18 protein-coding genes are annotated in these 23,258 nt (G+C 62.3%); 10 read left to right on the top strand and 8 right to left on the bottom strand.

Annotated features, from left to right (window positions below; translation table 11 throughout):
• Positions 1-2,250, bottom strand: coding sequence for a mechanosensitive ion channel family protein (locus tag C5750_RS17170; RefSeq protein WP_105735149.1), 2,250 nt, complete (start codon positions 2,248-2,250; stop codon positions 1-3).
• A gap of 51 nt (positions 2,251-2,301) precedes the next feature.
• The gene (locus tag C5750_RS17165; protein WP_105735148.1) at positions 2,302-3,843 is read right to left on the bottom strand and encodes an MFS transporter; all 1,542 of its coding nucleotides are present in this window, start codon (positions 3,841-3,843) and stop codon (positions 2,302-2,304) included.
• A gap of 184 nt (positions 3,844-4,027) precedes the next feature.
• Between C5750_RS17165 and C5750_RS17160 the strand changes: the two genes are divergently transcribed.
• The 3 genes from C5750_RS17160 (at position 4,028) to C5750_RS17150 (ending at position 9,145) form a co-directional block, all read left to right on the top strand.
• The gene (locus C5750_RS17160) at positions 4,028-4,618 is read left to right on the top strand and encodes a TetR/AcrR family transcriptional regulator (protein WP_199538035.1); all 591 of its coding nucleotides are present in this window, start codon (positions 4,028-4,030) and stop codon (positions 4,616-4,618) included.
• A 160-nt stretch (positions 4,619-4,778) separates the two neighbouring features.
• Positions 4,779-6,023 carry an efflux RND transporter periplasmic adaptor subunit gene (locus tag C5750_RS17155; protein WP_110003318.1) on the top strand — a complete coding sequence of 415 codons (1,245 nt, stop codon included), beginning with the start codon at positions 4,779-4,781 and terminating at the stop codon, positions 6,021-6,023.
• On the top strand, positions 6,020-9,145 hold the full coding sequence (locus C5750_RS17150; RefSeq protein ID WP_105735145.1) for an efflux RND transporter permease subunit: 3,126 nt from the start codon (positions 6,020-6,022) through the stop codon (positions 9,143-9,145). The genes C5750_RS17155 and C5750_RS17150 overlap by 4 nt, the downstream gene beginning before the upstream one ends.
• A gap of 10 nt (positions 9,146-9,155) precedes the next feature.
• On the opposite strand, the gene C5750_RS17145 is transcribed toward C5750_RS17150, so the two are convergent.
• A complete protein-coding gene (locus C5750_RS17145) occupies positions 9,156-10,844 on the bottom strand; it encodes an AMP-binding protein (protein ID WP_105735144.1) in 1,689 nt (562 codons plus the stop codon).
• A 369-nt stretch (positions 10,845-11,213) separates the two neighbouring features.
• Between C5750_RS17145 and C5750_RS17140 the strand changes: the two genes are divergently transcribed.
• From C5750_RS17140 to C5750_RS17115, 6 genes are all read left to right on the top strand, one after another.
• Complete coding sequence (locus tag C5750_RS17140) at positions 11,214-11,483, top strand: hypothetical protein (protein WP_105735143.1); 270 nt, start codon at positions 11,214-11,216, stop codon at positions 11,481-11,483.
• A 250-nt stretch (positions 11,484-11,733) separates the two neighbouring features.
• Positions 11,734-14,448, top strand: a complete 2,715-nt coding sequence (mgtA, locus tag C5750_RS17135) for a magnesium-translocating P-type ATPase (protein ID WP_105735142.1) — start codon at positions 11,734-11,736, stop codon at positions 14,446-14,448.
• Between the two features lie 91 nt (positions 14,449-14,539).
• Positions 14,540-14,830 (top strand): hypothetical protein, encoded by a 291-nt coding sequence (locus C5750_RS17130; protein WP_130272216.1) that lies wholly within the window; start codon positions 14,540-14,542, stop codon positions 14,828-14,830.
• A 39-nt stretch (positions 14,831-14,869) separates the two neighbouring features.
• Positions 14,870-15,358, top strand: coding sequence for a DUF2493 domain-containing protein (locus tag C5750_RS17125; protein ID WP_105735140.1), 489 nt, complete (start codon positions 14,870-14,872; stop codon positions 15,356-15,358).
• Between the two features lie 21 nt (positions 15,359-15,379).
• The gene (locus C5750_RS17120) at positions 15,380-16,099 is read left to right on the top strand and encodes an MgtC/SapB family protein (RefSeq protein WP_105735139.1); all 720 of its coding nucleotides are present in this window, start codon (positions 15,380-15,382) and stop codon (positions 16,097-16,099) included.
• A gap of 192 nt (positions 16,100-16,291) precedes the next feature.
• On the top strand, positions 16,292-17,008 hold the full coding sequence (locus C5750_RS17115; RefSeq protein WP_105735138.1) for a L,D-transpeptidase: 717 nt from the start codon (positions 16,292-16,294) through the stop codon (positions 17,006-17,008).
• Positions 17,009-17,049: 41 nt separating this feature from the next.
• On the opposite strand, the gene C5750_RS17110 is transcribed toward C5750_RS17115, so the two are convergent.
• Positions 17,050-17,472 carry a MerR family transcriptional regulator gene (locus tag C5750_RS17110; RefSeq protein ID WP_105735390.1) on the bottom strand — a complete coding sequence of 141 codons (423 nt, stop codon included), beginning with the start codon at positions 17,470-17,472 and terminating at the stop codon, positions 17,050-17,052.
• A 70-nt stretch (positions 17,473-17,542) separates the two neighbouring features.
• On the opposite strand from C5750_RS17110, the gene C5750_RS17105 reads away from it, so the two are divergent.
• Positions 17,543-19,837 (top strand): heavy metal translocating P-type ATPase, encoded by a 2,295-nt coding sequence (locus tag C5750_RS17105; RefSeq protein ID WP_105735137.1) that lies wholly within the window; start codon positions 17,543-17,545, stop codon positions 19,835-19,837.
• A 36-nt stretch (positions 19,838-19,873) separates the two neighbouring features.
• On the opposite strand, the gene C5750_RS17100 is transcribed toward C5750_RS17105, so the two are convergent.
• Genes C5750_RS17100 through C5750_RS17085 form a run of 4 tightly spaced genes read right to left on the bottom strand, consistent with a single transcriptional unit; the run spans position 19,874 to position 23,211 of the window.
• Positions 19,874-20,560: an ABC transporter ATP-binding protein gene (locus C5750_RS17100; protein ID WP_199538036.1), complete on the bottom strand. Its 687-nt coding sequence runs from the start codon at positions 20,558-20,560 to the stop codon at positions 19,874-19,876.
• On the bottom strand, positions 20,557-21,306 hold the full coding sequence (locus tag C5750_RS17095) for an ABC transporter ATP-binding protein (protein WP_105735136.1): 750 nt from the start codon (positions 21,304-21,306) through the stop codon (positions 20,557-20,559). The genes C5750_RS17100 and C5750_RS17095 overlap by 4 nt, the downstream gene beginning before the upstream one ends.
• Entirely contained in the window at positions 21,299-22,282 is a 984-nt protein-coding gene (locus tag C5750_RS17090; RefSeq protein ID WP_105735135.1) for a branched-chain amino acid ABC transporter permease, read from the bottom strand. The genes C5750_RS17095 and C5750_RS17090 overlap by 8 nt, the downstream gene beginning before the upstream one ends.
• An 8-nt stretch (positions 22,283-22,290) precedes the next feature.
• Positions 22,291-23,211, bottom strand: coding sequence for a branched-chain amino acid ABC transporter permease (locus C5750_RS17085; protein ID WP_105735134.1), 921 nt, complete (start codon positions 23,209-23,211; stop codon positions 22,291-22,293).
• Positions 23,212-23,258: the final 47 nt, after the last annotated feature.

Raw genomic sequence — 23,258 nt, 5'->3', positions numbered from 1 at the left:
CTAGCCCGGCTTGGCCGCCTGCGTCGACGCGAGTTCGGCGGCCTTCTCCAGGGCGATCTGGGTTGCCGCACCGGCACCGGCCGCGTCGTTGGTGCCCGAGCGCACGGTCACGGCATTGGATGCCAGCAGCAGACCGGCTTCGCGGAAAGCCACAAGCAGCCGCTTCATCGCCTCACGCTGGATAAGCGACGGGTTGCCCGGTTTGGCGGTGAATTTGAGCCGGACGATCATCGAATTCTCGGTGATGTCCTGAATGCCCTGAAACTTCAGCGGAACCAGAAATTCCGGGCCGAAATCCGGGTCTTCAAGCATCTCCTGGCCGACCTTCTTGACGGTCTTGCGGATTTTCTCCGGATCGGTGTCGCGATCAAAACGCAGCTCGAATTTGATCGTGCTCCAATCCCGGCTGTAATTCGTCACCGACTGGATCTGCCCGAAGGGGATGGTGTGTACCGGGCCATTCTGGTGCCTGAGCTGGAGGGAGCGCAGCGTGATGCGCTCGACGGTGCCCTTGAGCTTGCCGGTATCGATATATTCACCCGTGCGGAATGCGTCGTCGGCAATGAAGAATATGCCGGAAACCACATCCTTCACCAGGGTCTGCGAGCCGAAGGAAATGGCCAGCCCGAGAACGCCGAAGCCGGCAAGCAGCGGCCCTATATCCATGCCGAGCGATGAAAGCACCACAAGCGCGGTGATCGCAACGATGGCGCCGAAGGCGAGATCGCGCACCAGTGGCAGGATCGTCGAGAGGCGCCCGGCGGCGGTGCGCACCGGTCCGTCCGTGTCCTCCTGTCCCGGCAGCAGCGGCCGCGAGGAGGGAGAAAGGGCGGTGAAATAGTGCCGCAGGAAACTCCAGATGGCCCAGCCGATGACCACGGCAACGCTGATCCGGAGCAGGCCGGTGATGAGCGACAGCGCCATGGAATAGGCGCTGTCCATATAGCTCGTCCACAGACGGACAATGAGGAAGAGGCCGAGAAGCCAGATACCCCCGGTCGCCAGTGTCTGGATGGCGGCAATGAACGCCTGCGCCAGCGGCGGCAGGGGGGCGTCATTCTTGTGCCGCTCCTGCATCGCCGCAATCAGTGCATGCACGCCGAGCGCGATAATCGGGATCAGGAGCACGATAATCTGGGTTGCGCCCGCTGCCTCGCCCCAATGGGAAAGCTGGGGCGAACTGGCGGCCATGCAGCCGACGATCCAGATCAGGATGGCAACAAGGGACAGGAACGCCGGCAGCGCGCTTGCGATCAACCGCCGGGTCATGCGCGGTGCCGGTCCGGCAAACACGGCGGTGATGTCCTTTCGCCCGCCAATGAACCACCAGAGCTTCAAAATGGTCAGGATTGTTGCCGCAATCAGGAACCAGCCTTCGGTGACGCCGCGGCTGACACCGCTTTCCAGGGACAGGCGGACGAGCTGGCCGACCATGGCCCCGGTAAAGCCATAGGCAACCAGCATGCGGAAGTGCCATTGCGGATTGTTGATGGGCAGCAGCCTTGCCTGGGGATCGCCCGGCGAGAGGAAGAGCCGGCCCACCGCCGCATAGACGAGGGTCAGCCCGGCGGCATGCAGCAGCCGCAATGTGAGGTGCGAGGCCATCGGCGCATTGGCCGTCAGGACGTTGATGACGATATGCCCGGTGGCAATGAAAGCGCAGATGCCGGCGATGTCGCGCACCGTGCGGGCAAGCGATCCGCGGGCGCGATGGACGAGATCGGCATCCGCGCCGATCGGACGGACGATCAGGGCCGTGCCGAGCCGGAAGACGATCCAGCCCGCGGCGGCGGCGGCCAGCAGCGCCCCCAGCGTGACGAGGGTGACCTGGCCCCAGTCGCCGCCCTGGCTTTGCAGCCCCTTATCCATCATGAAGGGCAGTTCGACGATGTGGCCGATGCCCGTGAGCCCGACGGAAAGACCGGTGCTGAATGACTCCAGTGCGTTTTCGGCCAGGACTTCAGCCTGATCGAGCGGGGTGTCAGTGGACTGGGCGGCAGGCGCGGCCTTGGCTTTTGCCGCCGCGGGTGCCGGTTCATCCCAGCGCACGACCACATTGCGGCCGCTGGCATAGGCGGCCCGCAGGGTGTTGTTGATATCGGCCTCGCTCTGGCCACGCTGCAGGATGACGGTGACCGTCCCGGCTGCGTCCTGGGCGGCGGCAGTTGTTGCAAGAACCCCGGGAAGCGCCGCGCAAAGACAGAGCAGGACCATTCGCATTGCCGATGGAATGTTCTGGCGTTTCAGCATCGCAGTCCCCCTCGTTCTGACGATAGGAGTACGCGCATTGCTTGGTCGGCTTCAAGTGCTGATTGTATCTGTTTCGGCGGCTGCCTGTCCGGGCGAGGAACTGCGGATCGGCTGTTTGACATAGTGCGTCCACACAAATGCCAGCGTAACGATCACGGCAATCGCGCCCGCGACCAGCATGGCACGCTCTATGCCCTCGGCAAACGCCCTGTTGGCAAGCTGCCCAAGGCTGTTGCCAGGCAGGCCGCCGCCGGTCAGGTCGTGGCGGATGATCGCGGCTTCGGCGATATCTGCCGCGTTGCCGATGCCGGTTTCTTCCAGCCGGGCGGTGAGTGAGCGGAGCGCCTGGCTGCCCATGATCGAGCCGAGAAGGGCGATGCCGATGGTCATGCCCGCTTGGCGCAGCGTGTTCATGGTTGCCGATGCCATGCCCGAGCGCTCTGCGGGCACAGAGGCCATCAGCGCCGCGCTGCTGGCGGGGACGACCAGTCCGATGCCGATGCCGAGCCCGGCCAGCAGGAATGCCAGGTAGAGATAGGATATCCCGCCGGCGAACAGACCCATCAGAAGCAGAGACGCGGCAATGACCGTACCGCCGGTCACGATGACCTGCCGCGTTCCCAGCCTCGAACAGAGATAGCCGGACAGGATCGAAACGGCACCCATGGCGACAAATTCCGGCGCCATCCGCCATCCCGTCTCGGCTGGAGACAGGCCCTGGGCGCGCTGGAAGAACAGGGAGAGGAAGAACACATTGTTGAAGGTCGAAAAGCCGATCATGAAGGCGATGGCGTTCATCATCGAGAACTCGGCGTTGCGGAACAGGCCAAGCGGCAGCAAAGGCCGTTCGACCCGGTGCTCGACGGCCAGGAAGAATACAAAGGCGATGGCCGCGCCGAGCAGCGGAAAAAGGGTGTGTCCGCTTTTCCAGCCTGCCTCGCCGGCGGTGATGAGGCCGAACGTCAGCAGGCCGAGGGCCAGCATGCTGGCGATCTGTCCGAGCGGGTCGAAGGCCGCATGATCCGGATGGGCGCTTTCGTTGATGGCCCACGTGCCGATGAGGATTGCAAAAAGGCCGATCGGAACATTGATGAAAAAGATGCTGGCCCAGCCTGCCGTTTCAACGAGGATGCCGCCGAGGATCGGGCCGACAACCAGCGAAATGGCGCTGAAGGAGGTCCAGCCGCCGATGATATGCGCGCGTTCCCGCTTGTCGGGAAAGGCATGAACCAGAATGGAAAGCGCGCCGGGAATGAGCAGCGCGCCCGCGACGCCCTGGACGGCGCGTCCGGCCAACAGGACAGTCAGGTTTTCCGCGATGCCGCAGATAACGGATCCGGCGATGAAGACGCCGACGCCGATCAGCCAGGACAGCTTGCGGCCATAGCGGTCGCCGATCGGGCCGGCGGAGAGAATGAACGCGGAGAGGCAAAGGGCATAGATGTCGACGACCCATTGCAATCCGCTGATGCTGGTTTGCAGGTCTGTCTGGATCTGCGGAAGGGCAACGTTGACGATGCTGATATCGAGCGTTGCGATGAATGTTCCAAGGTAGATTGTCAGGATCAGCGCGAGACGGCGATAATTTCTCATGATGCGACACCCATGTTTGATACAGGGTGTCTGCCTATCAATTGACTGACGGTCAGTCAATATGCATAAATCATTGTAGAATAATTCTAAAATATCTTTTTCTTCACATTGGAAGAGTGTAGGTTCAGTTCCGGGCAACAGCGTGCCTATTGATTGCCCGGTGGTGATGCGGCAAAGGGATGGAATGAAGAAGACGATCAGACCCCGGACGAAGCCCTCGGACATCAGGCGCCAGGAATTGATGGATGCGGCTGCCGGTTTGTTCATCGAACAGGGGGTAGAGGCGACGACAATCGACGCCATCACCGCCAGGGCCGAGGTGGCGAAGGGGACGTTCTACCACTACTTCTCCACGAAGAACGGGATTCTGGAAGCGCTGCGGGCGGCGTTTTCTCAAGGTTTTCTCGATCGTGTCGGCGCCGCTGTCGACACGGTTCCGGCCGGGGATCATGCGGCGCGGCTGCGCCAATGGCTGGTCGCGGGGGTGACGATCTATATGGCCGAATACGAGCTGCATGACGTGGTTTTTCACCAGCACGGGCGGCGGATGCAGTACAGGACGGAAAAGAACGCGATTGTCGGACAGCTGGCCGGCCTTCTGGCTGCCGGGGCCAGGGATGGGGCATGGAATGCCCGCAATCCCGAATTTGTCGCCGTTGTCGTGTATCAGGGCTTCCATGGCGCCGTGGACGACGCCATCGAGCGGGGCCTGCAGGACCCAGCGCCGATAGCCGCGGCGCTGTTTGATTTGTTTTCCCTGATGCTGCGGACATGATATTCTGTGGTGGCGGCCCGCGCTTGCACCTCCTGATGGCCGCCGTGTGCATTGCAGCAAACATGACAAAATGGTCATTCGACAAGATGCCGGGAAGGTGAGAGAGTCCATAGCCAACAAGTTGCTTGGCTAATGGGCGGTGCCCTGGAGGTAGCGTGCAGTGAAACGTCTGGGTCTTTTGATCGCGTTCGTTGTATTGGCCGGACTCGGCTACATCTTTCTCTTTCCGCATCTCAATGCACCGCCGGCCGGCAAGGGGCCAATGACGGTCGCCGCGACAGCGCCCGCCGCAGGATCGGGCAAGGGCCGCTCCGCCGCCGTTCCATCGATTGTTGCCGCCACGGCCAAGACTGAAGACGTGCCCATCACCAAGACGGTTGTCGGCAATATCGAGCCGATCGACACGGTCGTCATCCGGCCGCAGGCCGACGGCGTGGTGATGGCGACCAATGTCAAGGACGGGCAGATGGTCAAGGCCGGAGACGTGCTTTTCCAGCTGGATGACCGGGCGATCCGAGCGACGATCGAGAAGGACAAGGCGGCGCTGGCCAAGGATCAGGCCAATCTCGATTCCGCCAACCAGGACCTGATCGCGGCACAGGCCCTGTCAAGCCGGAAGATCGATACGCAGCAGCAGGCCTATCAGGCGCTTGCTGCTGTCAATGCGTTGAAGGCCTCGATCGCCATGGATACGGCGCAGATCCAGGCCGACGAGGTGCAGCTGTCCTATATGACCATCAAGGCACCGATCGATGGCCGCGTCGGCGTGGTCAATACATCCGCCGGCAATCTCGTGCGCACTGCGGATACCGGCGGCGGTCTTCTGACCATCACGCGCATGGCGCCGCTGCGGGTGTCGTTCACGGTGGCGGAAAGCGATCTGCCGACGGTGCGGGACGCGATGAAGGAACGTCAGCTCGATGTGCTGGTCAAGGTCCCCGGCAGCAAGGAAGTGGTTGCATCGGGTCCGCTGAACTTTGTCGATTCCAGCGTCGACACCGCATCCGGGACGATTGTCCTGAAGGCTGACGTCGCCAATGATGACGGCGCGCTGTGGCCCGGCCAGTATATCAACGCAACGGTTGAGATCGGCACGCACAAGGATGCGGTGACCGTACCGCTGATTGCCATTCAACAGGGCAATGACGGGACATTCGCCTTTGTCGTCGGCCCCGACAAGAAAGTGATCAAGCAGGCGGTGACCGTGGTTGAAACGGTTGGCGATACCGCCGTGACCACGGCGGGCCTCAAGTCCGGCGACCATGTGGTCATTGACGGGCAATTGCATCTGCAGGACGGGTCGAGCGTCATTGAAACGGTGGCCGATATCGACAATGCGGCGCCTGCGCTGTCGGCTGCCGATGCTGTTGTGCCGGACCCGATCAAGACGGACACGGTGCAATGAACATATCGGCCATATTCATCCGCCGGCCCATCGCGACAATTCTTCTCTCCGTTGCGCTGGCCGCATCGGGCCTGTTTGCCTATCAGTTCCTCCCCGTTGCCGCGCTGCCGCAGGTCGATTTCCCCGTCATATCGGTTTCCGCCCAGTTGCCGGGCGCTGCGCCCGATACCATGGCCAATGCCGTGGCAACGCCGCTGATCAAGCAGTTCGCCACGATACCCTCCGTGTCGACCATCAGCGCCACCAGCACGCAGGGCCAGACCCGCGTCACCATCGAATTCGAGCTGGACCGGAACATCGACCAGGCCGCCGCCGACGTCGAAGCCGCCATCGCGCGGACGCTGCGGCAACTGCCGGCGAACATGACGACGCCGCCGAGCTACCGCAAGACCAATCCTGCCGACGCGCCGATCCTGCTGATCGCGCTGCAAAGCGATACGGCGCAGCTGTCGAAGCTCGACGATTATGCCGAGCAGGTCATCTCGCCGTCGCTGTCGACGGTGGATGGCGTCGGCGAGGTCCAGGTGTTCGGCGCCAAGCAGTTCGCCGTGCGCATCGAGGTCGATCCCAATGCCATGAAGGCCCGCGGCATCGGCATTGATGAACTGACGAGTGCCGTGGCCGACAACAATTCGATTGCGCCGGTCGGCACGCTGACGAGCCCCACCCAGCAGATGGCGATCGAGGCCGATACGCAGTCGAAGAATGCCGACACGTTCCGCCAGATCCTGGTCGCGTCACCCAATGGCAAGCCGGTGCGCCTGGGCGATGTGGCGCGCGTGGTCGATTCGGTCGCCAACACCCAGACCGAAAGCCGCTATGACGGCAAGAAGGCGCTGGTGCTGGCTGTTTTCCGCCAGCCCGGCGCCAATACGGTCGACGTGGTGGACCGCGTGCGCACCATGCTGCCGAAATTCGCCGATGAGCTTGGCGCGTCCACCAGCCTCAACGTGCTCAACGACCGCTCCACGTCGATCCGCCAGGCGGTGTCCGACGTGCAGTTCACGCTTGTCCTGATCATCGGGCTGGTCGTGATGGTGATCTTCGTGTTCCTGCGGCGGATCGCGGCAACGCTTATCCCGACCATCGCCGTGCCCCTGTCGCTGATCGCCACACTGGGGGTGATGTATGTGTTCGGCTTTTCCATCGATAATATTTCGCTGCTCGGCCTGACGCTTTCGGTGGGACTGGTGGTGGACGACGCCATCGTCATGCTGGAGAACATATCCCGGCATATCGAGGAGGGCATGCCGCCACGCGAGGCGGCGCTCAAGGGCAGCGAGGAGATCGGCTTCACCATCGTGTCCATCACGGCATCGCTCGTGGCGGTCTTCATCCCCGTCCTGCTGATGGGCGGCGTGGTCGGGCGCATCTTCAACGAATTTGCCGTTGTGGTCACCGTGGCAATCGTCGCGTCGGCGCTGATATCGCTGACCTTGACCCCCATGCTGTGCAGCCACATGCCGGCCATTCCGCATGACAATGGAAAAGGCCGCAAGCCGCTGACGGAACGGGTTTTCGATGCGGTGCTTGGCGGCTACCGGTGGATGCTGGATGTCTGCCTGCGCTTCCGTCTCGTCGTGCTCGGTGTCTTCGTGCTGACGGTCATTGCAACGCTTTATCTCTTCTCGTCCATCGACAAGGGTTTTCTGCCGACTGAGGATATCGGCCAGCTTTCCATCTCGACCGAAGCCCGGCAGGACATTTCGTTCGATGCCATGGTGGCGCTGCAGAAACAGGTGGCCGATGTTCTGAGGAGCAAACCCTATGTCGCCCATGTGGCGTCGACCATCGGCGGCGGCTTCAATTCATCCAGCCTCAACCAGGGCAGTTTCTTCGTTGAGCTCAAACCGAAATCCCAGCGCATGGCCCTCGATCCGCTGCTGACGGACCTGCGCCAGTCGCTGGCGAAGGTGCCTGGTATCAACAGCTATCCCATCGCCATCCAGAACCTGCGTATCGGCAGCACCTCGTCGCGCGCGCAGTACCAGTTCGTGCTGCAGGGCATCAACGCTGACGATCTCTATCCGTGGTCGCAGAAATTCCTGCTGGCGCTGCAGCAGGACCGGCAATATTTTGCGGATGTGACCAGCGACCTGCAGAACAATGCGCTGCAGGCCAATCTGGTGATCGACGCCGACAAGGCGCGGCTGCTCGGCATTTCGTCGACGCAATTGCGCAATTCGCTCTACTACGCCTTCGGGACCAATCAGGCCTCGACCATCTTTTCCACCGGCGACAGCTACGAGGTGATCCTCGAGCTCGATCCCTCCATTCCCTGGACCACCGACAAGCTCGACCAGATGCAGATCCGCTCGACCACCACCAACAAGCTTATTCCGCTGTCTTCCTTCGCCCATGTCGAGCGGCGAGCCGGACTGCTGGCGGTCAGCCAGTTGAGCCAGTTGCCTGCGGTGACCATCTCCTTCAATCTGCCGCAGGGGATTGCCCTGGGCCGGGCGGTCGAAGAAATCAACAAGATCAAGGCGGAACTGAATGTGCCGGATTCGATTTCCTCGACATTTACCGGCACGGCAAAGGTGTTCCAGCAGGCGCTGTCCAATCAGGGAATGCTGATCGGTGCGGCGATCCTGACGATCTATATCGTGCTCGGCATCCTCTATGAGAGCTTCATCCATCCGCTGACCATCCTGACGGGCCTGCCTGCGGCAGCGGCCGGGGCGCTGGCGACGCTCGAACTCTTCGGGTTCGATCTCAGCGTGATCGCCATCATCGGCATGCTGATGCTGATCGGTATCGTCAAGAAGAACGCCATCATGATGGTCGACTTTGCCCTTGTCCGGCAGCGGGCGGGAGACACGCCGCACGACGCCATTCGCGAAGCCTGCCTGGTGCGGTTCCGGCCGATCATGATGACAACGCTCGCCGCGGTGATGGGAACCCTGCCGATTGCCATCGGTGCGGGCGCCAGCTCCGAATTGCGCCAGCCGCTTGGCGTGGCCGTGGTCGGCGGCCTGTTTGCCTCGCAAATCCTCACCCTGTTCATCACGCCGGTGATCTTCCTCTATATGGAAGACATGTCGCGCGGTTCGGCGCAGCTGTGGCGCAAGGTCTTTGTCAAACGTGGCCCTGCTGCGGCGGCGCCGCACGCGGCGGAGTAAGTGTCCCCGCTCAGGCGGTTTTCGCCTCCATGAGGCCCAGCTCGTCGATCATGGCCTGCCGCATGATGAATTTCTGGATCTTGCCCGTCACGGTCATCGGGTAGGCTTCGACGAAGCGGATATGGGCCGGGACCTTGTAATGGGCGATCCGGCCCTTGCAGAACTGCAGCACGTCATGTTCGCTGAGGGTGGAATCAGCACGCACCCTGATCCAGGCGCAGAGGCATTCGCCATACTTGGCGTCCGGGATGCCGAACACCTGCACGTCGGCGATACCGGGATGGGTGTAGAGAAACTCTTCGATCTCACGCGGATAGATGTTCTCGCCGCCGCGGATGACCAGGTCCTTGATGCGTCCGACAATGTTGCAATAGCCTTCCGCATCGATGGTCGCCAGATCGCCGGTATGCATCCAGCGGGCGGCATCGATGGTGGCCGCGGTGTTGGCGTCGTCGCCCCAATAGCCGCGCATGACACTGTAGCCGCGCGTCAAAAGCTCACCGGTCACGCCCGGCGCGACAATCGCGCCGTCCGCATCGATAATCTTGACCTCAACATGCGGATGAATGCGCCCGACGGTTGAAACGCGCCGTTCCAGCGGGTCGGTGGCGGAACTCTGGAAGCTGACCGGACTGGTCTCGGTCATGCCGTAGGCGATGGTGATTTCGCTCTGGTGCATATCGTGGATGACTTTCCGCATCACTTCGATCGGGCAGGGCGAGCCCGCCATGATGCCGGTACGCAGGCTGCTGAGGTCGAAGGTCTTGAAGTCGGGATGCCCGAGTATGGCAATGAACATGGTCGGCACGCCATGCAGGCCGGTGCATTTTTCGGCCTCGACCGTCTGCAGGACCGCGAGCGGATCGAATGCCTCGCCCGGTATGACCATGCAGGCGCCATGGGTGAGGCAGGCGAGGTTGCCGAGAACCATGCCGAAGCAATGGTAGAAGGGCACCGGGATGCACAGGCGGTCGATTTCGGTGAGGCGCATCGCCTCGCCGATGAAGAAGCCGTTGTTAAGAATATTGTGATGGGTGAGCGTCGCGCCCTTGGGGCTGCCGGTGGTGCCGCTGGTGAACTGGATGTTGATCGGATCGTCGAACTGCAGCAGGGCGGCGAGCGCCTGCAGCTCTTGCATGGCCTCCGGGGTCGCGGCCCGTTCGAGATCGGCGAAGTTGAACATGCCCGGCGTCTTGTCTGCGCCCAGGCGAATGACGGTCCGCAGCGCCGGCAGCTTGATTGAGCGGAGCTTGCCGGGCGCGCAGTGTTCCAGTTCCGGGGCGATCTCGCGCAATATGTCGAGGTAATTGCTTGTTTTGAGCGCTGGCGACAGGATGAGCGCGCTGCAGCCGACCTTGTTGACGGCATATTCAAGCTCGTGCGAGCGGTAGGCCGGATTGATATTGACGAGGATGAGCCCGGCCTTGGCCGTGGCGAACTGGGTCAGCACCCATTCCAGATTGTTGGGCGACCAGATGCCGATGCGGTCACCGGGTTTCAGGCCGAGGGCAATGAAACCCGCTGCGACGGCATCAACGCGCTGCTTCAGTTCGGCATAGCTCAGGCGCACATTCTGGTGGCGGACCACAAGGGCGGGGCGGTCGGGAAACCGCCCGGCGATATGGTCAAAATGCCGGCCGATCGTTTCGCCGATCAGCGGCTGGCTGCTTGCACCGTGAACGTAGCTTTCCCTGATCATCGATTGCTCCTCCCAAAGCGTTCAGCAGATGGAGCATACGTTTCTGACCGGCGCTGTAAAGTTCGCAGTCCCGGCCCCGTTCGATTTCATGCGACAAAAATCGCAATGGCCAAGCTTTCTGGTTGACAACCCGCATCAAGCAGGCGTATCGCGGTTTTGCTTGGGTTACCCAGGTCATTTTTCAAATCACAAAGAAGACGATGGACAGCAAATCTAGCTGCGCCCTGACTGCCGTTGATGCGGGAGGCCGGGCGCTTGAAACAACTAACGAGCAGGACTCGATCCGGTACACCGGATGAGCAACGTTAGGGCTTAGGGCTCCACCGTCGCTCACCCAGGCCGGATCGCTTCCGGTCAATGAGGTGAGCCATGAACATCACGTTCGCAACTCTTCCAGGCGTTCGCGCCTTCGCCAACCGCGTCTGCGGGCGGCTTGCCGTGCAACGGAACACCGTTTCCGCCGCACCCCGGAAACAGCATCTTTTTTCCAATCTGCAGGCGGATTGGCGCGTCAATCCGGTCAATGGCCGGCTTGAAATGCGCTGGCGTGCCGACAATGAGCCGCCGGCACCCGCTTTGGACCCGGTTGAAAAAGTCGGGATGGTGCTTGCGGTCTATCAGTCGGGCCGCATGATCTGACCGCCGTTTTGCCAAACGCCGCGCATGCGCCATCGGGCTACGGGGCGCGGCATGAAGGAGTATCCCATGGACGACTATCCTAGTAGGCCCGCCGTGCTGCCGGTGACCGGCAAGCATGGCGGGCGATCCCAAAGAGCAAATTCCCCAAAACCGACCGTGGACGTGACGGCTCGGCACGGCTTGTTGCGCCTGAATTTCAGGTGACCGTGAGCTGGTGTCGCTGTCGCGCAAAGCGGCAGGAGACCAGAAAATGAACGTCATTCTCAAGAATTCCGCGTTGAATGCGGAGAAAAAGGATAGCCGCAAGCTGTCCATGCGGGCTGTGCGTGAAGCCCAGAACGATATCGACATCACCCTCGCCAACGTCAAAAGCCATCGCGATGGCCTGACGATCCGCGATGCAACGGAACGCCTGGCCAAGGACGGGGCAAACGAGGTCGCCCATGACCGGCGCCCGCATGCGCTGCTCCAGTTCATGTCGGCTTTCAAGAATCCCTTCATCATGGTGCTGATCGTCCTCGGCCTGATCAGCGCTTTCACCGATTGCTGGCTGCCCATGCAGAAGGGCGACGCGCCCGATCCGACCAAGGTGATCATCCTCACCGTCATGATCCTGGCCAGCGGCATCATGCGCTTCGTGCAGGAATACCGGTCCGGCAAGGCAGCCGAAGCCTTGAAGGCGATGGTGCGCACCACGGCGACCGTGCTGCGCCGGAACCGTGCGACGACCCCGCCGGAAATGCTCGAAATTCCGATGCGGGAACTCGTGGCGGGCGATGTCGTGCGCCTGTCCGCCGGTGACATGATCCCGGCCGACGTGCGCCTGATCGAATCGCGCGATCTCTATGTCAGCCAGGCTGTTCTGACCGGCGAAGCCATTCCCGTCGAAAAATACGACACGCTCGGCGCGGTTGCCGAGAAGTCGGCGCTGGGCATTGCCTCCGATCAGACCGATATGCTGGATGTTCCCAATATCTGCTTCATGGGCACCAATGTGGTCAGCGGCACCGCGACGGCTGTCGTCGTGGCAACGGGATCGCGCACCTATTTCGGTTCGCTTGCCAAATCCATTGTCGGTTCGCGCGCCCAGACCGCCTTCGACCGCGGCATCAACAGCGTCAGCTGGCTGCTCATCCGCTTCATGCTGGTGATGGTGCCGGTCGTTTTCCTGATCAACGGTTTCGTCAAGGGCGACTGGCTGGAAGCCCTGCTGTTCGCGCTCGCGGTTGCCGTGGGCCTCACGCCGGAAATGCTGCCGATGATCGTCTCGTCCAACCTGGCCAAGGGTGCTGTCGCCATGGCCCGGCGCAAGGTGGTGGTCAAGCGCCTCAACGCCATCCAGAACTTTGGTGCCATGGACATCCTGTGCACGGACAAGACAGGCACGCTGACCCAGGACAAGATCATTCTGGAGCATCATGTCGATGTCTACGGCAAGCGTGACGAGACAGTGCTGCGCCTTGCCTGGCTCAACAGCCATCACCAAAGCGGTGTCAAAAACCTGATGGACCAGGCCGTGCTGCGCTTTACCGATGCATCGGCCGACAACATGCGGACCGCTGCCTTCTATCGCAAGGTCGACGAGATGCCGTTCGATTTCATCCGCCGGCGGCTGTCGGTGGTGGTCGAAGGCGTGGCCGGCGAGCACCTGCTGGTCTGCAAGGGCGCCGTGGAGGAAATGCTTGGCATCGCCACCCGCATGCGCGACGGGAAGGATGTCCGCGCGCTCGACGACACCAGCCGCAAGGCGCTGGTTGCCATCGCCCGCGCCTACAATGAGGACGGGTTCCGTGTTCTTGTGGTCGCCACCCGGGAAATCCCGGCAGGGGACACCAAGGCGCAATACGGCATTGCGGATGAAAGCGAGCTGATCGTCGAGGGTTTCCTGACCTTCCTCGACCCGCCCAAGGAAACCGCAGGACCGGCGATTGCTGCGCTTGCCGAACATGGCGTCGCGGTCAAGCTGCTGACCGGCGACAACGAGGTGGTCAGCCTCAAGATCTGCCGTGAGGTCGGGCTTGAAGCCGGGATACCGCTGCTTGGCCGTGACATCGAGAAACTCGACGACAGCGCGCTGGGCCTGCTCGTTGAAGAGCGCGTCGTCTTCGCCAAGCTGACGCCGCTGCAGAAGTCGCGGGTGCTCAAGGCCCTGCAGGCCAATGGTCACACCGTCGGCTTCCTCGGCGACGGGATCAACGATGCTCCGGCACTGCGCGATGCGGATGTGGGCATTTCCGTCGACAGCGGTGCCGACATCGCCAAGGAATCGGCCGATATCATCCTCCTGGAAAAGAGCCTGATGGTGCTCGAAGAGGGCGTCATCAAGGGTCGCGAGACCTTCGGCAACATCATGAAGTACCTGAACATGACGGCCAGCTCCAACTTCGGCAACGTGTTCTCGGTGCTCGTGGCCAGCGCCTTCATCCCGTTCCTGCCAATGCTGGCGATTCATCTGCTCATCCAGAACCTGATGTACGATATCTCGCAGCTGGCATTGCCGTGGGACCGGATGGACAAGGAATTCCTCAGCAAGCCGCGCAAGTGGGATGCGAGGAACATCGGCCGCTTCATGCTCTGGATCGGACCGACTTCGTCGATCTTCGACATGACCACCTTTGCCCTGATGTGGTTCGTCTTTGCCGCCAATGCGCCCGAACATCAGTCGCTGTTCCAGTCCGGCTGGTTCATCGAGGGGCTTCTGTCGCAGACGCTGGTCGTGCACATGCTGCGCACGCAGAAGATCCCCTTCATCCAGAGCACGGCGGCCCTGCCGGTCATGCTGATGTCGATCCTGGTGATGGGCCTCGGCATCTATGTGCCGTTCTCGCCGCTCGGCACGCTGGTCGGACTGCAGCCTCTGCCCTGGAGCTACTTCCCCTGGCTGGTGGCTACCCTGTTCAGCTACTGCGTCGTCGCCCAGACGATGAAGGCGATCTACATCCGCCGCTTCGGCCAGTGGTTCTGAGCTGCCATGCAGCGGGCGATGTCATCATCGCCCGCTGTTCTCCCAATGCCGCTATGCAAATCCTTGATGCCAGAGGAGATCCGATATGGTCATGACCGCTTTTCTGCTGCCGTTTCAGCCTGGTGCAACACCCCATGGTTCGTGGGGCGGTTCGCCCAAACGTCAATCCCGGCGCCCCGAACCGCGCCGTTCCCGGATAAGGGATCAGTTTCTGCGATGGCTCTGCTGGCTTTTGGCCGTGACGGGGCAGGGGCTGTTCCGGCTTGCCACACGGCTGCACCGCTGGCGCGTTCTCAATCGCCGTCAAAGCTGGCGCCTCATTCAGTGGTCGTCGTCCCTCAACCAGAGCGCGATCCGCATCATGCGGCGTGCGCGCTGGTAGCACATTTCTCATGTCAACACAGACTGCAAGGAGCACATCATGCGCCTTTTGATTTCCGGCGGACGGCATTTCGATGTCGCCGAAGCCATTCTCGACGAACTGAACCGCATCCATGCGGCCTGTCCGGTAACGGTTCTCATCCATGGCGGTCTTCCTGCCCTGGGATCGGTGGCCGAGGACTGGGCCCGGCAGAACGATGTCCATATCGTCCGCTATCCCGCCAACTGGTCGCTGCTGGGAAAGCAGGCGGACACGAAGCGCAACCGCTTCATGCTGGAAGACAGCCGTCCCGATGCGCTGCTGGCCTTTCCCGGCGGCAGGCATCTGCAGGAACTGGTGCAGCAGGCCCATGCCAGGCATATTCCGGTGATCACGGCCTATGCCGGGCGGCTGCCGCAGGGTGAGGCGGGTTCTTCCGCTGCCTATTGTGCCGACAATCCGGAGGGCGACATGCTGGGGCAAGCCGCCCGTCTCGCGATGACAGAAACTGTCATCATTGTTAACCGGAGAAATGCTAGCCTCGCATAACCAGCCAGCCGCGGTGACCCCATGAAGTTCATACAGACATTCGATCTCTATCCCTTTCTCGATACGACCATCAGCTTCGTCGCCGCCTTCATCTTCGGCACGCTGATCGGTGCCGAGCGCCAGTACAGGCAGCGGACGGCCGGACTGCGCACCAATGTGCTTGTCGCCATTGGTTCGGCGGCCTTCGTCGACCTGGCGCAGCGGATTGCCGGGACGACGGAAGCGGTCCGGGTCATTTCCTATGTGGTTTCCGGCATCGGCTTTCTCGGCGCGGGCGTGATCATGAAGGAGGGGATGAACGTGCGGGGGCTGAACACCGCGGCGACGCTCTGGTGTTCAGCGGCGGTGGGTGCCTGTGCCGGGACGGACATGCTTGCCGAAGCGGCGCTGCTGACGGTGTTTGTCCTGGCCGGCAACACGCTGCTGCGCCCGCTGGTCAATGTCATCAACCGCATCCCGATCAGCGAGCAAGCGGCGGAAGCCACCTATGAGGTCAAGCTGATATCGACCCGTGCGGCCATGCCGACCATGCGCGATCTTCTGGTCGAGCGGCTTGAAGAGGCGGATTATCCCGTCAGCGATGTGGAAATCACCGACCAGGGCGACGAAGAGACCGTGGAAATCGTTGCCACGCTGGTCAGCACCGCGATTGATCCCGACGAGATTGACGCGGTGATTGCCCATATGGAAAAGCAGCACGGCATTTCGCACGGAACCTGGGAAGGAAGCACGAAGGATTAGCCGTCCCGTTATCTTATCACGTAAGTTTACAGGTTGATATTTATTGTGATCATATTGCAACACCGCCACAGACATTACGGTTTGCCTTGTTTTTGACACATAGTTGCCGCGATCCGTTTTAAAAGGATGGGGCAAGCGGTGTCCACGACCGCCTGTCCGCCCTGCCTGTCCCATCGTTTGAAAGCATACAGAATGTCATCCCTCGTTTCGCGCCGGTCATTCCTGACCGGCCTGTCGCTCCTTGGCGTTTCAGCCGTCGCTGCCTGTGCCCAGCTGCCCAAACAGTCGCTCGATCTTGCCGGTTCGCAGGATGCCATCCCGGCGGACAAGCCCGCACCCGCGCCCGTTGAGACTGCCGCACCGGCAAGGCCCGATTACATCAGCATGTATCAGGCTGTCGAAGAGGATGGCTACCGGCTGCCGGCGATACCCTTTGCCAAGGTCAATGAAAAATTCCTGCGGCAGGTCGTCGACGATCCGACGGGGGAGAAGCCCGGCACGATCGTCGTCAACACGGTCGACAAGTTTCTTTATCTGGTCCAGAAGAACGGCAAGGCGATGCGCTATGGCGTCGGGCTTGGCCGTCAGGGCTATTCCTGGAAGGGGCGCGCCATCGTTCAGTGGAAGCGCAAGTGGCCGACCTGGACACCGCCATCGGCCATGATCTCACGCGATCCGAAGCTGGAAAAATGGCGCCAGGGCATGCCGCCTGGCGTCCACAATCCCCTGGGTTCCCGTGCGCTCTACATTTTTCAGGGCGGGGTCGACACGCTGTACCGTATTCACGGCTCGCCGGACTGGAACTCCATCGGCAAGTCAGCATCGTCGGGCTGCGTGCGCATGTTCAACCAGGACGTGATGGATCTCTATGAGCGCGTCCCCGGCAAGGCCCCATTGCTGGTCATCTGACCGGCGGAGCCATCAAGGCCGCAGACGGTAGTGACTGCGGCCTAATGCTGTGCGTGCGCGCATTTGCCGTGATCGGCGAGGATTTCGATGACGCGGCATTCGGCAACGCGGCCATGCCGGCACCCCTCCACCATCAGTTCCAGCTCGGCCTTCAGCGCGTTCAGGCTGCGGATGCGCTGCTCGACTTCGATGAGCCGGGCATTGGCAATGCCGTCGGCGGTTTCGCAGGGCTGGTTGGGATCATCCTGCAGGTGCAGCAGGGTGCGGATCGAGTCGATCTCGAAACCCAGCTCCCGCGCGTGGCGGATGAATGCCAGCCGGCGGATATCCGTGTCCTCGTAGTGCCGCCGGTTGCCGTCGGTGCGCGCCGGCGCCGCCAGCAGCCCGATCTGTTCGTAGTAGCGGATGGTCGGCACTTTGACGCCGCTGCGCTTTGCTGCTTCGCCGATTGAAATTTCTTTCAACATTTCGCTTGCTCCTCTAGTCGCTAGAGCATGTAGCCTTGCCGGCAACAGAGTCAAGAGAGGTTGAATCATGACAGCAGCGCCAACGCAAACCCGCTTCCGGGTCGAGGGCATGGACTGTGCAAGCTGCGCGGCCAAGATCGATACGGCGGTGCGCCGGTTGCCTGGGGTGGCCGACATTTCCGTGTCGGTGACAGCGGGCACCATGACGGTCAAGCACGATGAAACGGCTGATCTCGGCGTCGTCCAGAAAAAGGTGAATGGTCTTGGCTACAAGGTTTCGCCGCTGACGGCCAAGAGCCCGGCCCCCGCGGCGGCGCCCTCGTGCAGCGGGCATGATCATGCCAACCACAACCATGCTGATCACGGCCATGCCGCACATGATCACGCAGACCATGATCACGACGGTCATGACCATGCCGGTCACGATCATTCCGGGCATGCCCATGCGGACACAAGCACCGCCGTGGCCGCTGCGCCGGTGCCAAGTGCCAGGCCCGCCCGCTGGTGGCAGAGCCGCAAGGGTTTTCTGACCATCATCAGCGGCGTTGCCCTCGTTGTGGCCTACGCCGCCGGCAAACTTAACCCGGATATCGCCAACTGGGCCTTTGTCGTGGCGATGTTCGTCGGTCTTGTCCCGATTGCCCGCCGGGCGATCATGGCTGCGTTTTCGGGCACGCCTTTCTCCATTGAAATGCTGATGACCATCGCCGCCATCGGCGCCGTGTTCATCGGTGCGGGTGAGGAAGCCGCCGCCGTGGTCTTCCTGTTCCTGATCGGCGAACTGCTCGAAGGCGTTGCCGCCGGGCGCGCCCGCGCCAGCATCCAGGGGCTCGCCGATCTCGTTCCCAAAACCGCGCTGGTGGAGCGTGGCGGCAACACCGTCTCGGTTCCTGCCGATACTCTGGCCGTTGGCGATATCATTCTCGTGCGGCCGGGTGACCGCATTCCCGCCGATGGCGACATCACCGAGGGAACCAGTGAGATCGACGAAGCGCCGGTCACGGGCGAAAGCACGCCCAAGCGCAAGAATGCCGGTGATCCCGTTTTCGCCGGAACCATCAATACAGATGGCGTCCTGCGCATCGCTGTCACCGCGACGTCAAGCGACAACACCATCGCCCGCGTGATCCGCCTCGTTGAGGAGGCACAGGAAAGCAAGGCGCCGACAGAACGGTTCATCGACGGTTTCTCCCGCTACTATACGCCTGGAATCATGGTTGTCGCGGCGCTTGTCGCTATCGTACCGCCGCTGTTCATGGGCGGCATCTGGAGCGAATGGGTCTATAAGGGTCTTGCCATTCTCCTGATTGGCTGCCCCTGCGCGCTGGTCATTTCAACCCCTGCCGCCATTGCCGCCGGCCTCTCCGCCGGTGCGCGGCGCGGGCTGCTGATGAAGGGCGGCGCCGTGCTTGAAACCTTCCGCAAGGTGACGGCCGTTGCCTTCGACAAGACGGGAACCCTGACCGAAGGCAAGCCCGTGGTCACGGATATCGTGTCATTCGGCCTGCCGGAACAGGACGTGCTGTCGCTGGCCGCGGCGCTGGAAACCGGTTCGAGCCATCCTCTGGCGGTGGCCATTCTCGACCGGGCCAAGGCGGATGCCGTTGCCGTTCTCCCGTCCACCGCGGCAAAGGCGGTTTCGGGCAAGGGCGTCGAGGGGACCGTCGGCGGCAAGGCCGTCTTTCTTGGCTCACCGCAGGCCGTCGCCGCAACGGCGCCGCTCAGCGCGGAGCAGACAGCAGCCATCGCGGCACTCAACGATCAGGGGAAGACGGTTTCCCTCGTGGTTGTCGATGGCACTCTTGCGGGCCTGCTGGCCATGCGCGACGAGCCAAGAGCCGATGCGGAGCGCGGTCTTGCCGTGCTCAAGGAGCAGGGCATCAAGGCGGTCATGCTGACTGGCGACAACAGCCGCACCGCAAAGGCAATCGCTTCCAAGCTCGGGATCGAGCCGAGGGCGGAACTGCTGCCGCAGGACAAGCAGCGGATTGTCGGCGAGATGCAGCGTTCCGGCCTGACCGTGGCCAAGGTTGGCGACGGCATCAACGACGCTCCGGCGCTGGCTGCGGCCGATATTGGCATTGCCATGGGCGGCGGCACCGATGTGGCGCTTGAAACCGCCGATGCCGCCATTCTGCACGGCCGCGTGATCGATGTCGCCAACATGGTCGATCTGTCGAAAACGGTGATGAACAATATCCGCCAGAACATCGGCGTTGCGCTCGGCCTGAAGGCCGTCTTCCTGGTAACGACGATCATCGGGCTGACCGGATTGTGGCCGGCGATCCTTGCCGATACCGGCGCGACGGTGCTGGTGACGGCCAATGCCATGCGGCTTCTCGGCTGGAAGGGCCGTTCGTAAGACATCATGTCTGATGGCCTCCCGCCGGGGAGGCCATCAGACGCCGAGATAGCGGTCCTGTATCGCGCCGGTCAATTCGGCCGGCACACCGCTCCAGACGGTGCGGCCCCGCTCCAGCACAAAGCAGCGGTCCGCCACGGGCAGAAGTTCGGACAGGGTCTTGTCGACGACCAGAATGGACTGGCCCTGTTGCTTCAAGGCGGCGATGGCCTTCCAGATTTCCTGCCGGATAACAGGCGCAAGGCCCTCCGTCGCCTCGTCGAGAACAATAAGTCTGGGGTTGGCCATCAGGGCGCGCCCGACCGCGAGCATCTGCTGCTCGCCGCCCGACAGCGAGTTGGCATATTGCCCGGACCGTTCCGCCAGGCGCGGAAAGAGGGCGTGGACCTCCTTGATCGTCCAGAAACCCCTTCGCGCCGAAGCCAGCAGATTTTCCGCCACCGTCAGATTGGGAAAGCAGCGCCGCCCTTCCGGCACCAGGCCGAGGCCAAGCCGGGCAATGCGATAGGGTTTTGCCGACGAGATATCATGGCCGGCAAAACGCACCGTGCCACGGCGCAGCGGCGAGAGCCCGAAGATCGAGCGGATGGTGGTGGTCTTGCCCATGCCGTTGCGGCCCATCAGCGCAACGGCTTCGCCTTCCGCCATGGCAAGATCGACGCCGAAAAGTGCCTGCGACGCGCCGTAGAAGGTCTCGACCCCGTCAAGTTCCAGCAGCATCAGACGCTCTCCCCGAGATAGGCTTCGCGCACCAGCGGATTGCGGCGGATGTCGTCGACGGAACCGGTGGCGATGATGCGGCCATAGACCAGCACCGAAATGCGGTCGGCGAGGGCAAAGACGGCATCCATGTCGTGTTCGATCAAAAGGATCGGCGCCTCGTGCCGCAGCGTGTCGAGAAAGGCGGTAAGGCGTTTCGAGCCTTCCGGCCCCATGCCCGCCATCGGCTCGTCGAGCAGGAAGGCTTTCGGACCGAGCGCCAGTGCCATTGCAATTTCCAGCTGCCGCCGTTCGCCATGGGAAAGCGCGGCGCTGGCTATATCGGCCCGCTCGAGCAATCCCACCCGATGAAGCATGTCCCGCGCGGTGTCCTTGAGCGATGCATCGGCCATGACAGGTTTCCAGAAGCGGAAACTCGACCCCTGATTGGCCTGCACGGCGAGCATGACATTGCGCAGTGCCGAGAATTCCGGCGCCAGCGAGGAGATCTGGAATGTGCGGCCAAGCCCCATCTGCGCGCGGGGCGAAACGCCAAGCGCCGAGACATCCCGGCCCATGAAATGGATCGAGCCGCTATTGTGCTTCAGCGTTCCGGCGATCTGGTGGATGAGGGTCGATTTCCCCGCGCCGTTCGGCCCGATCAGCGCGTGGATTTCGCCCGGACGCAGATCAAGGCTGACATCGTCGGTGGCCTTCAGGGCGCCGAAGGATTTGCACAGGTTGCGGATGCTGAGGACGGGTTCAGCCATGACGCACCTTCCCGGCCAGAAGCCCGATGAGGCCGCCGCGCCCGAACAGGACGACGGCGAGCAGAATGAGGCCGAGGAAGAGCTGCCAATGCTCGGTCAGTCCGCCGAGGGCAAATTCGAACAGCACGAACAGGATGGCGCCCGCGACAGGGCCGAAGAGACGGCCGGTGCCGCCCAGTATGATCAGCACGATGAGTTCGCCGGACATGCTCCATGACAGCATGGACGGACCGGCAAAACGGTTGAGATCGGCAAACAGCGCGCCCGCCACGGCGGTGATCATGCCGGAGATGATGAAGGCGACAAGGCGGATGCGCAGCGGCCGGATGCCGATGGATGCCACCCGCACCTCGTTCTGCCGCGTGGCCTGCAGCGCCGCGCCGAAACGCGAATCCCTGAGCCGGGAAAAGGCGAACAGCGCCAGCAGGAGCAGGCCATAGGCGATGAGGAAAAAGCTGAGGGGATTGAGCGTGTTCACACCGGGAAAGCTGTTGCGCATGGTGATCGACAGACCGTCCTCGCCGCCATAGGCGGGCCACGAGATGGCGAAGTAGTAGATCATCTGGGCAAAGGCGAGGGTGATCATGATGAAATAGACGCCTGACGTGCGCAGGCTGATCAGGCCGATCAGCAAGGCGGCAAGACCGGCGACGACAGCGCTCACCAGCCAGATCACCGGCATCTGGCTGGTCGCCATGATGACGACGGGCGAGGCGAGCAGCGGGGTCTGGTTGAAGGCATGGGTGGCAAAGATACCGGCGGCATAGCCGCCAATGCCGAAAAACGCCGCATGGCCGAAGGAGACAAGGCCGCCAAGACCAAGCGCAAGGTTCAGCCCCACTGCGGCAAGCGCGAGAATGGCGATGCGGGTGGCAAGGGTCACGTAGAACGGCTCGCCCATGCCATAGGCGGCAAGGGCGCAGGCCGGTACGATCAGGGCAAGGGCAATATTCACAAGGCGTTCGCGATCAGCCATCCCGCCCCTCACGCATTGACCGCAAAGAGGCCCTTCGGCCTCACTGCCAGAATGAAGGCCATGACGATGTAGATGAGCATCGAGGCGATGGCTGCGCCCGCGGTTGCCGCCTGCGACGGCTGCATGAACAGGGCGAAGAGCTGCGGCAGCAGGAAACGGCCCATGGTGTCGACCACGCCGACAAGAATGGCACCGGCGAGCGCGCCCTTGATGGAGCCGATGCCGCCGATGACGATGACGACGAAGGCGAGAATGAGCACCGGTTCGCCCATGCCGACCTGCACCGACTGCAGCGCGCCGACCAGCGCACCGGCAAGACCGGCCAGCGCTGCGCCGAGGGCAAAGACGATGGTGTTGAGCGAAGCGATGTCGACGCCGAGTGCGCCGATCATTTCCCGGTCGGATTCACCGGCGCGGATGCGCATGCCGAGCCGCGTCTTGGCAATCAGCAGATAAAGCCCGATGGCGACGATGAGACCGGCACCGATAATGGCAAGCCGGTAAAGCTGGTATTGCCCGCCGCCCGGCAGGCTGATCGCGCCCTGCAGCACTTTCGGTATGTCGAGATAGAGCGGGAAGGAGCCGAAAACCCAGCGCGTGCCCTCGGAAAAGATCAGGATGAGCGCGAAGGTCGCGAGCACCTGATCGAGATGATCGCGGTTGTAGAGGCGGCGGATCACGGTGATTTCGACGATGGCTCCGGCAGCGGCAGCGGCAATGAGGCTTGCCACCAGGCCAAGCCAGAACGAGCCGGTATAGGCGGCCACCGCCGCGCAGGCGAAAGCCCCCACCATGTAAAGCGAGCCGTGGGCAAGGTTGATCACGCCCATGACGCCGAAGATCAGCGTCAATCCGGCGGCCATCAGAAACAGCATGACGCCGAACTGCAGGCCGTTCAGGGCTTGTTCGATGAGGAGAGCCGAAGACAAGGTTCAATCCAATCCGATGAGACGATCACTGGCAGAAAGGGCGCGCG

Source organism: Phyllobacterium myrsinacearum, assembly GCF_002980555.1.
GTDB lineage: Bacteria > Pseudomonadota > Alphaproteobacteria > Rhizobiales > Rhizobiaceae > Phyllobacterium > Phyllobacterium myrsinacearum.
The sequence above is the reverse complement of the archived record's forward strand: the minus strand, read 5'-3'. Positions and strand labels throughout refer to the sequence as shown.

What these genes read in the sequence shown, in the direction of transcription:
- C5750_RS17105 (WP_105735137.1), top strand. Translation starts at nt 17,543, where the DNA reads ATGACAGCAGCGCCAACGCAAACCCGCTTCCGGGTCGAGGGCATGGAC.
- C5750_RS17150 (WP_105735145.1), top strand. Translation starts at nt 6,020, where the DNA reads ATGAACATATCGGCCATATTCATCCGCCGGCCCATCGCGACAATTCTT.
- C5750_RS17130 (WP_130272216.1), top strand. Translation starts at nt 14,540, where the DNA reads ATGACCGCTTTTCTGCTGCCGTTTCAGCCTGGTGCAACACCCCATGGT.
- C5750_RS17115 (WP_105735138.1), top strand. Translation starts at nt 16,292, where the DNA reads ATGTCATCCCTCGTTTCGCGCCGGTCATTCCTGACCGGCCTGTCGCTC.
- C5750_RS17120 (WP_105735139.1), top strand. Translation starts at nt 15,380, where the DNA reads ATGAAGTTCATACAGACATTCGATCTCTATCCCTTTCTCGATACGACC.
- C5750_RS17160 (WP_199538035.1), top strand. Translation starts at nt 4,028, where the DNA reads ATGAAGAAGACGATCAGACCCCGGACGAAGCCCTCGGACATCAGGCGC.
- C5750_RS17090 (WP_105735135.1), bottom strand. Translation starts at nt 22,282, where the DNA reads ATGGCTGATCGCGAACGCCTTGTGAATATTGCCCTTGCCCTGATCGTA.
- mgtA (WP_105735142.1), top strand. Translation starts at nt 11,734, where the DNA reads ATGAACGTCATTCTCAAGAATTCCGCGTTGAATGCGGAGAAAAAGGAT.
- C5750_RS17165 (WP_105735148.1), bottom strand. Translation starts at nt 3,843, where the DNA reads ATGAGAAATTATCGCCGTCTCGCGCTGATCCTGACAATCTACCTTGGA.
- C5750_RS17140 (WP_105735143.1), top strand. Translation starts at nt 11,214, where the DNA reads ATGAACATCACGTTCGCAACTCTTCCAGGCGTTCGCGCCTTCGCCAAC.
- C5750_RS17125 (WP_105735140.1), top strand. Translation starts at nt 14,870, where the DNA reads ATGCGCCTTTTGATTTCCGGCGGACGGCATTTCGATGTCGCCGAAGCC.
- C5750_RS17095 (WP_105735136.1), bottom strand. Translation starts at nt 21,306, where the DNA reads ATGGCTGAACCCGTCCTCAGCATCCGCAACCTGTGCAAATCCTTCGGC.
- C5750_RS17170 (WP_105735149.1), bottom strand. Translation starts at nt 2,250, where the DNA reads ATGCTGAAACGCCAGAACATTCCATCGGCAATGCGAATGGTCCTGCTC.
- C5750_RS17145 (WP_105735144.1), bottom strand. Translation starts at nt 10,844, where the DNA reads ATGATCAGGGAAAGCTACGTTCACGGTGCAAGCAGCCAGCCGCTGATC.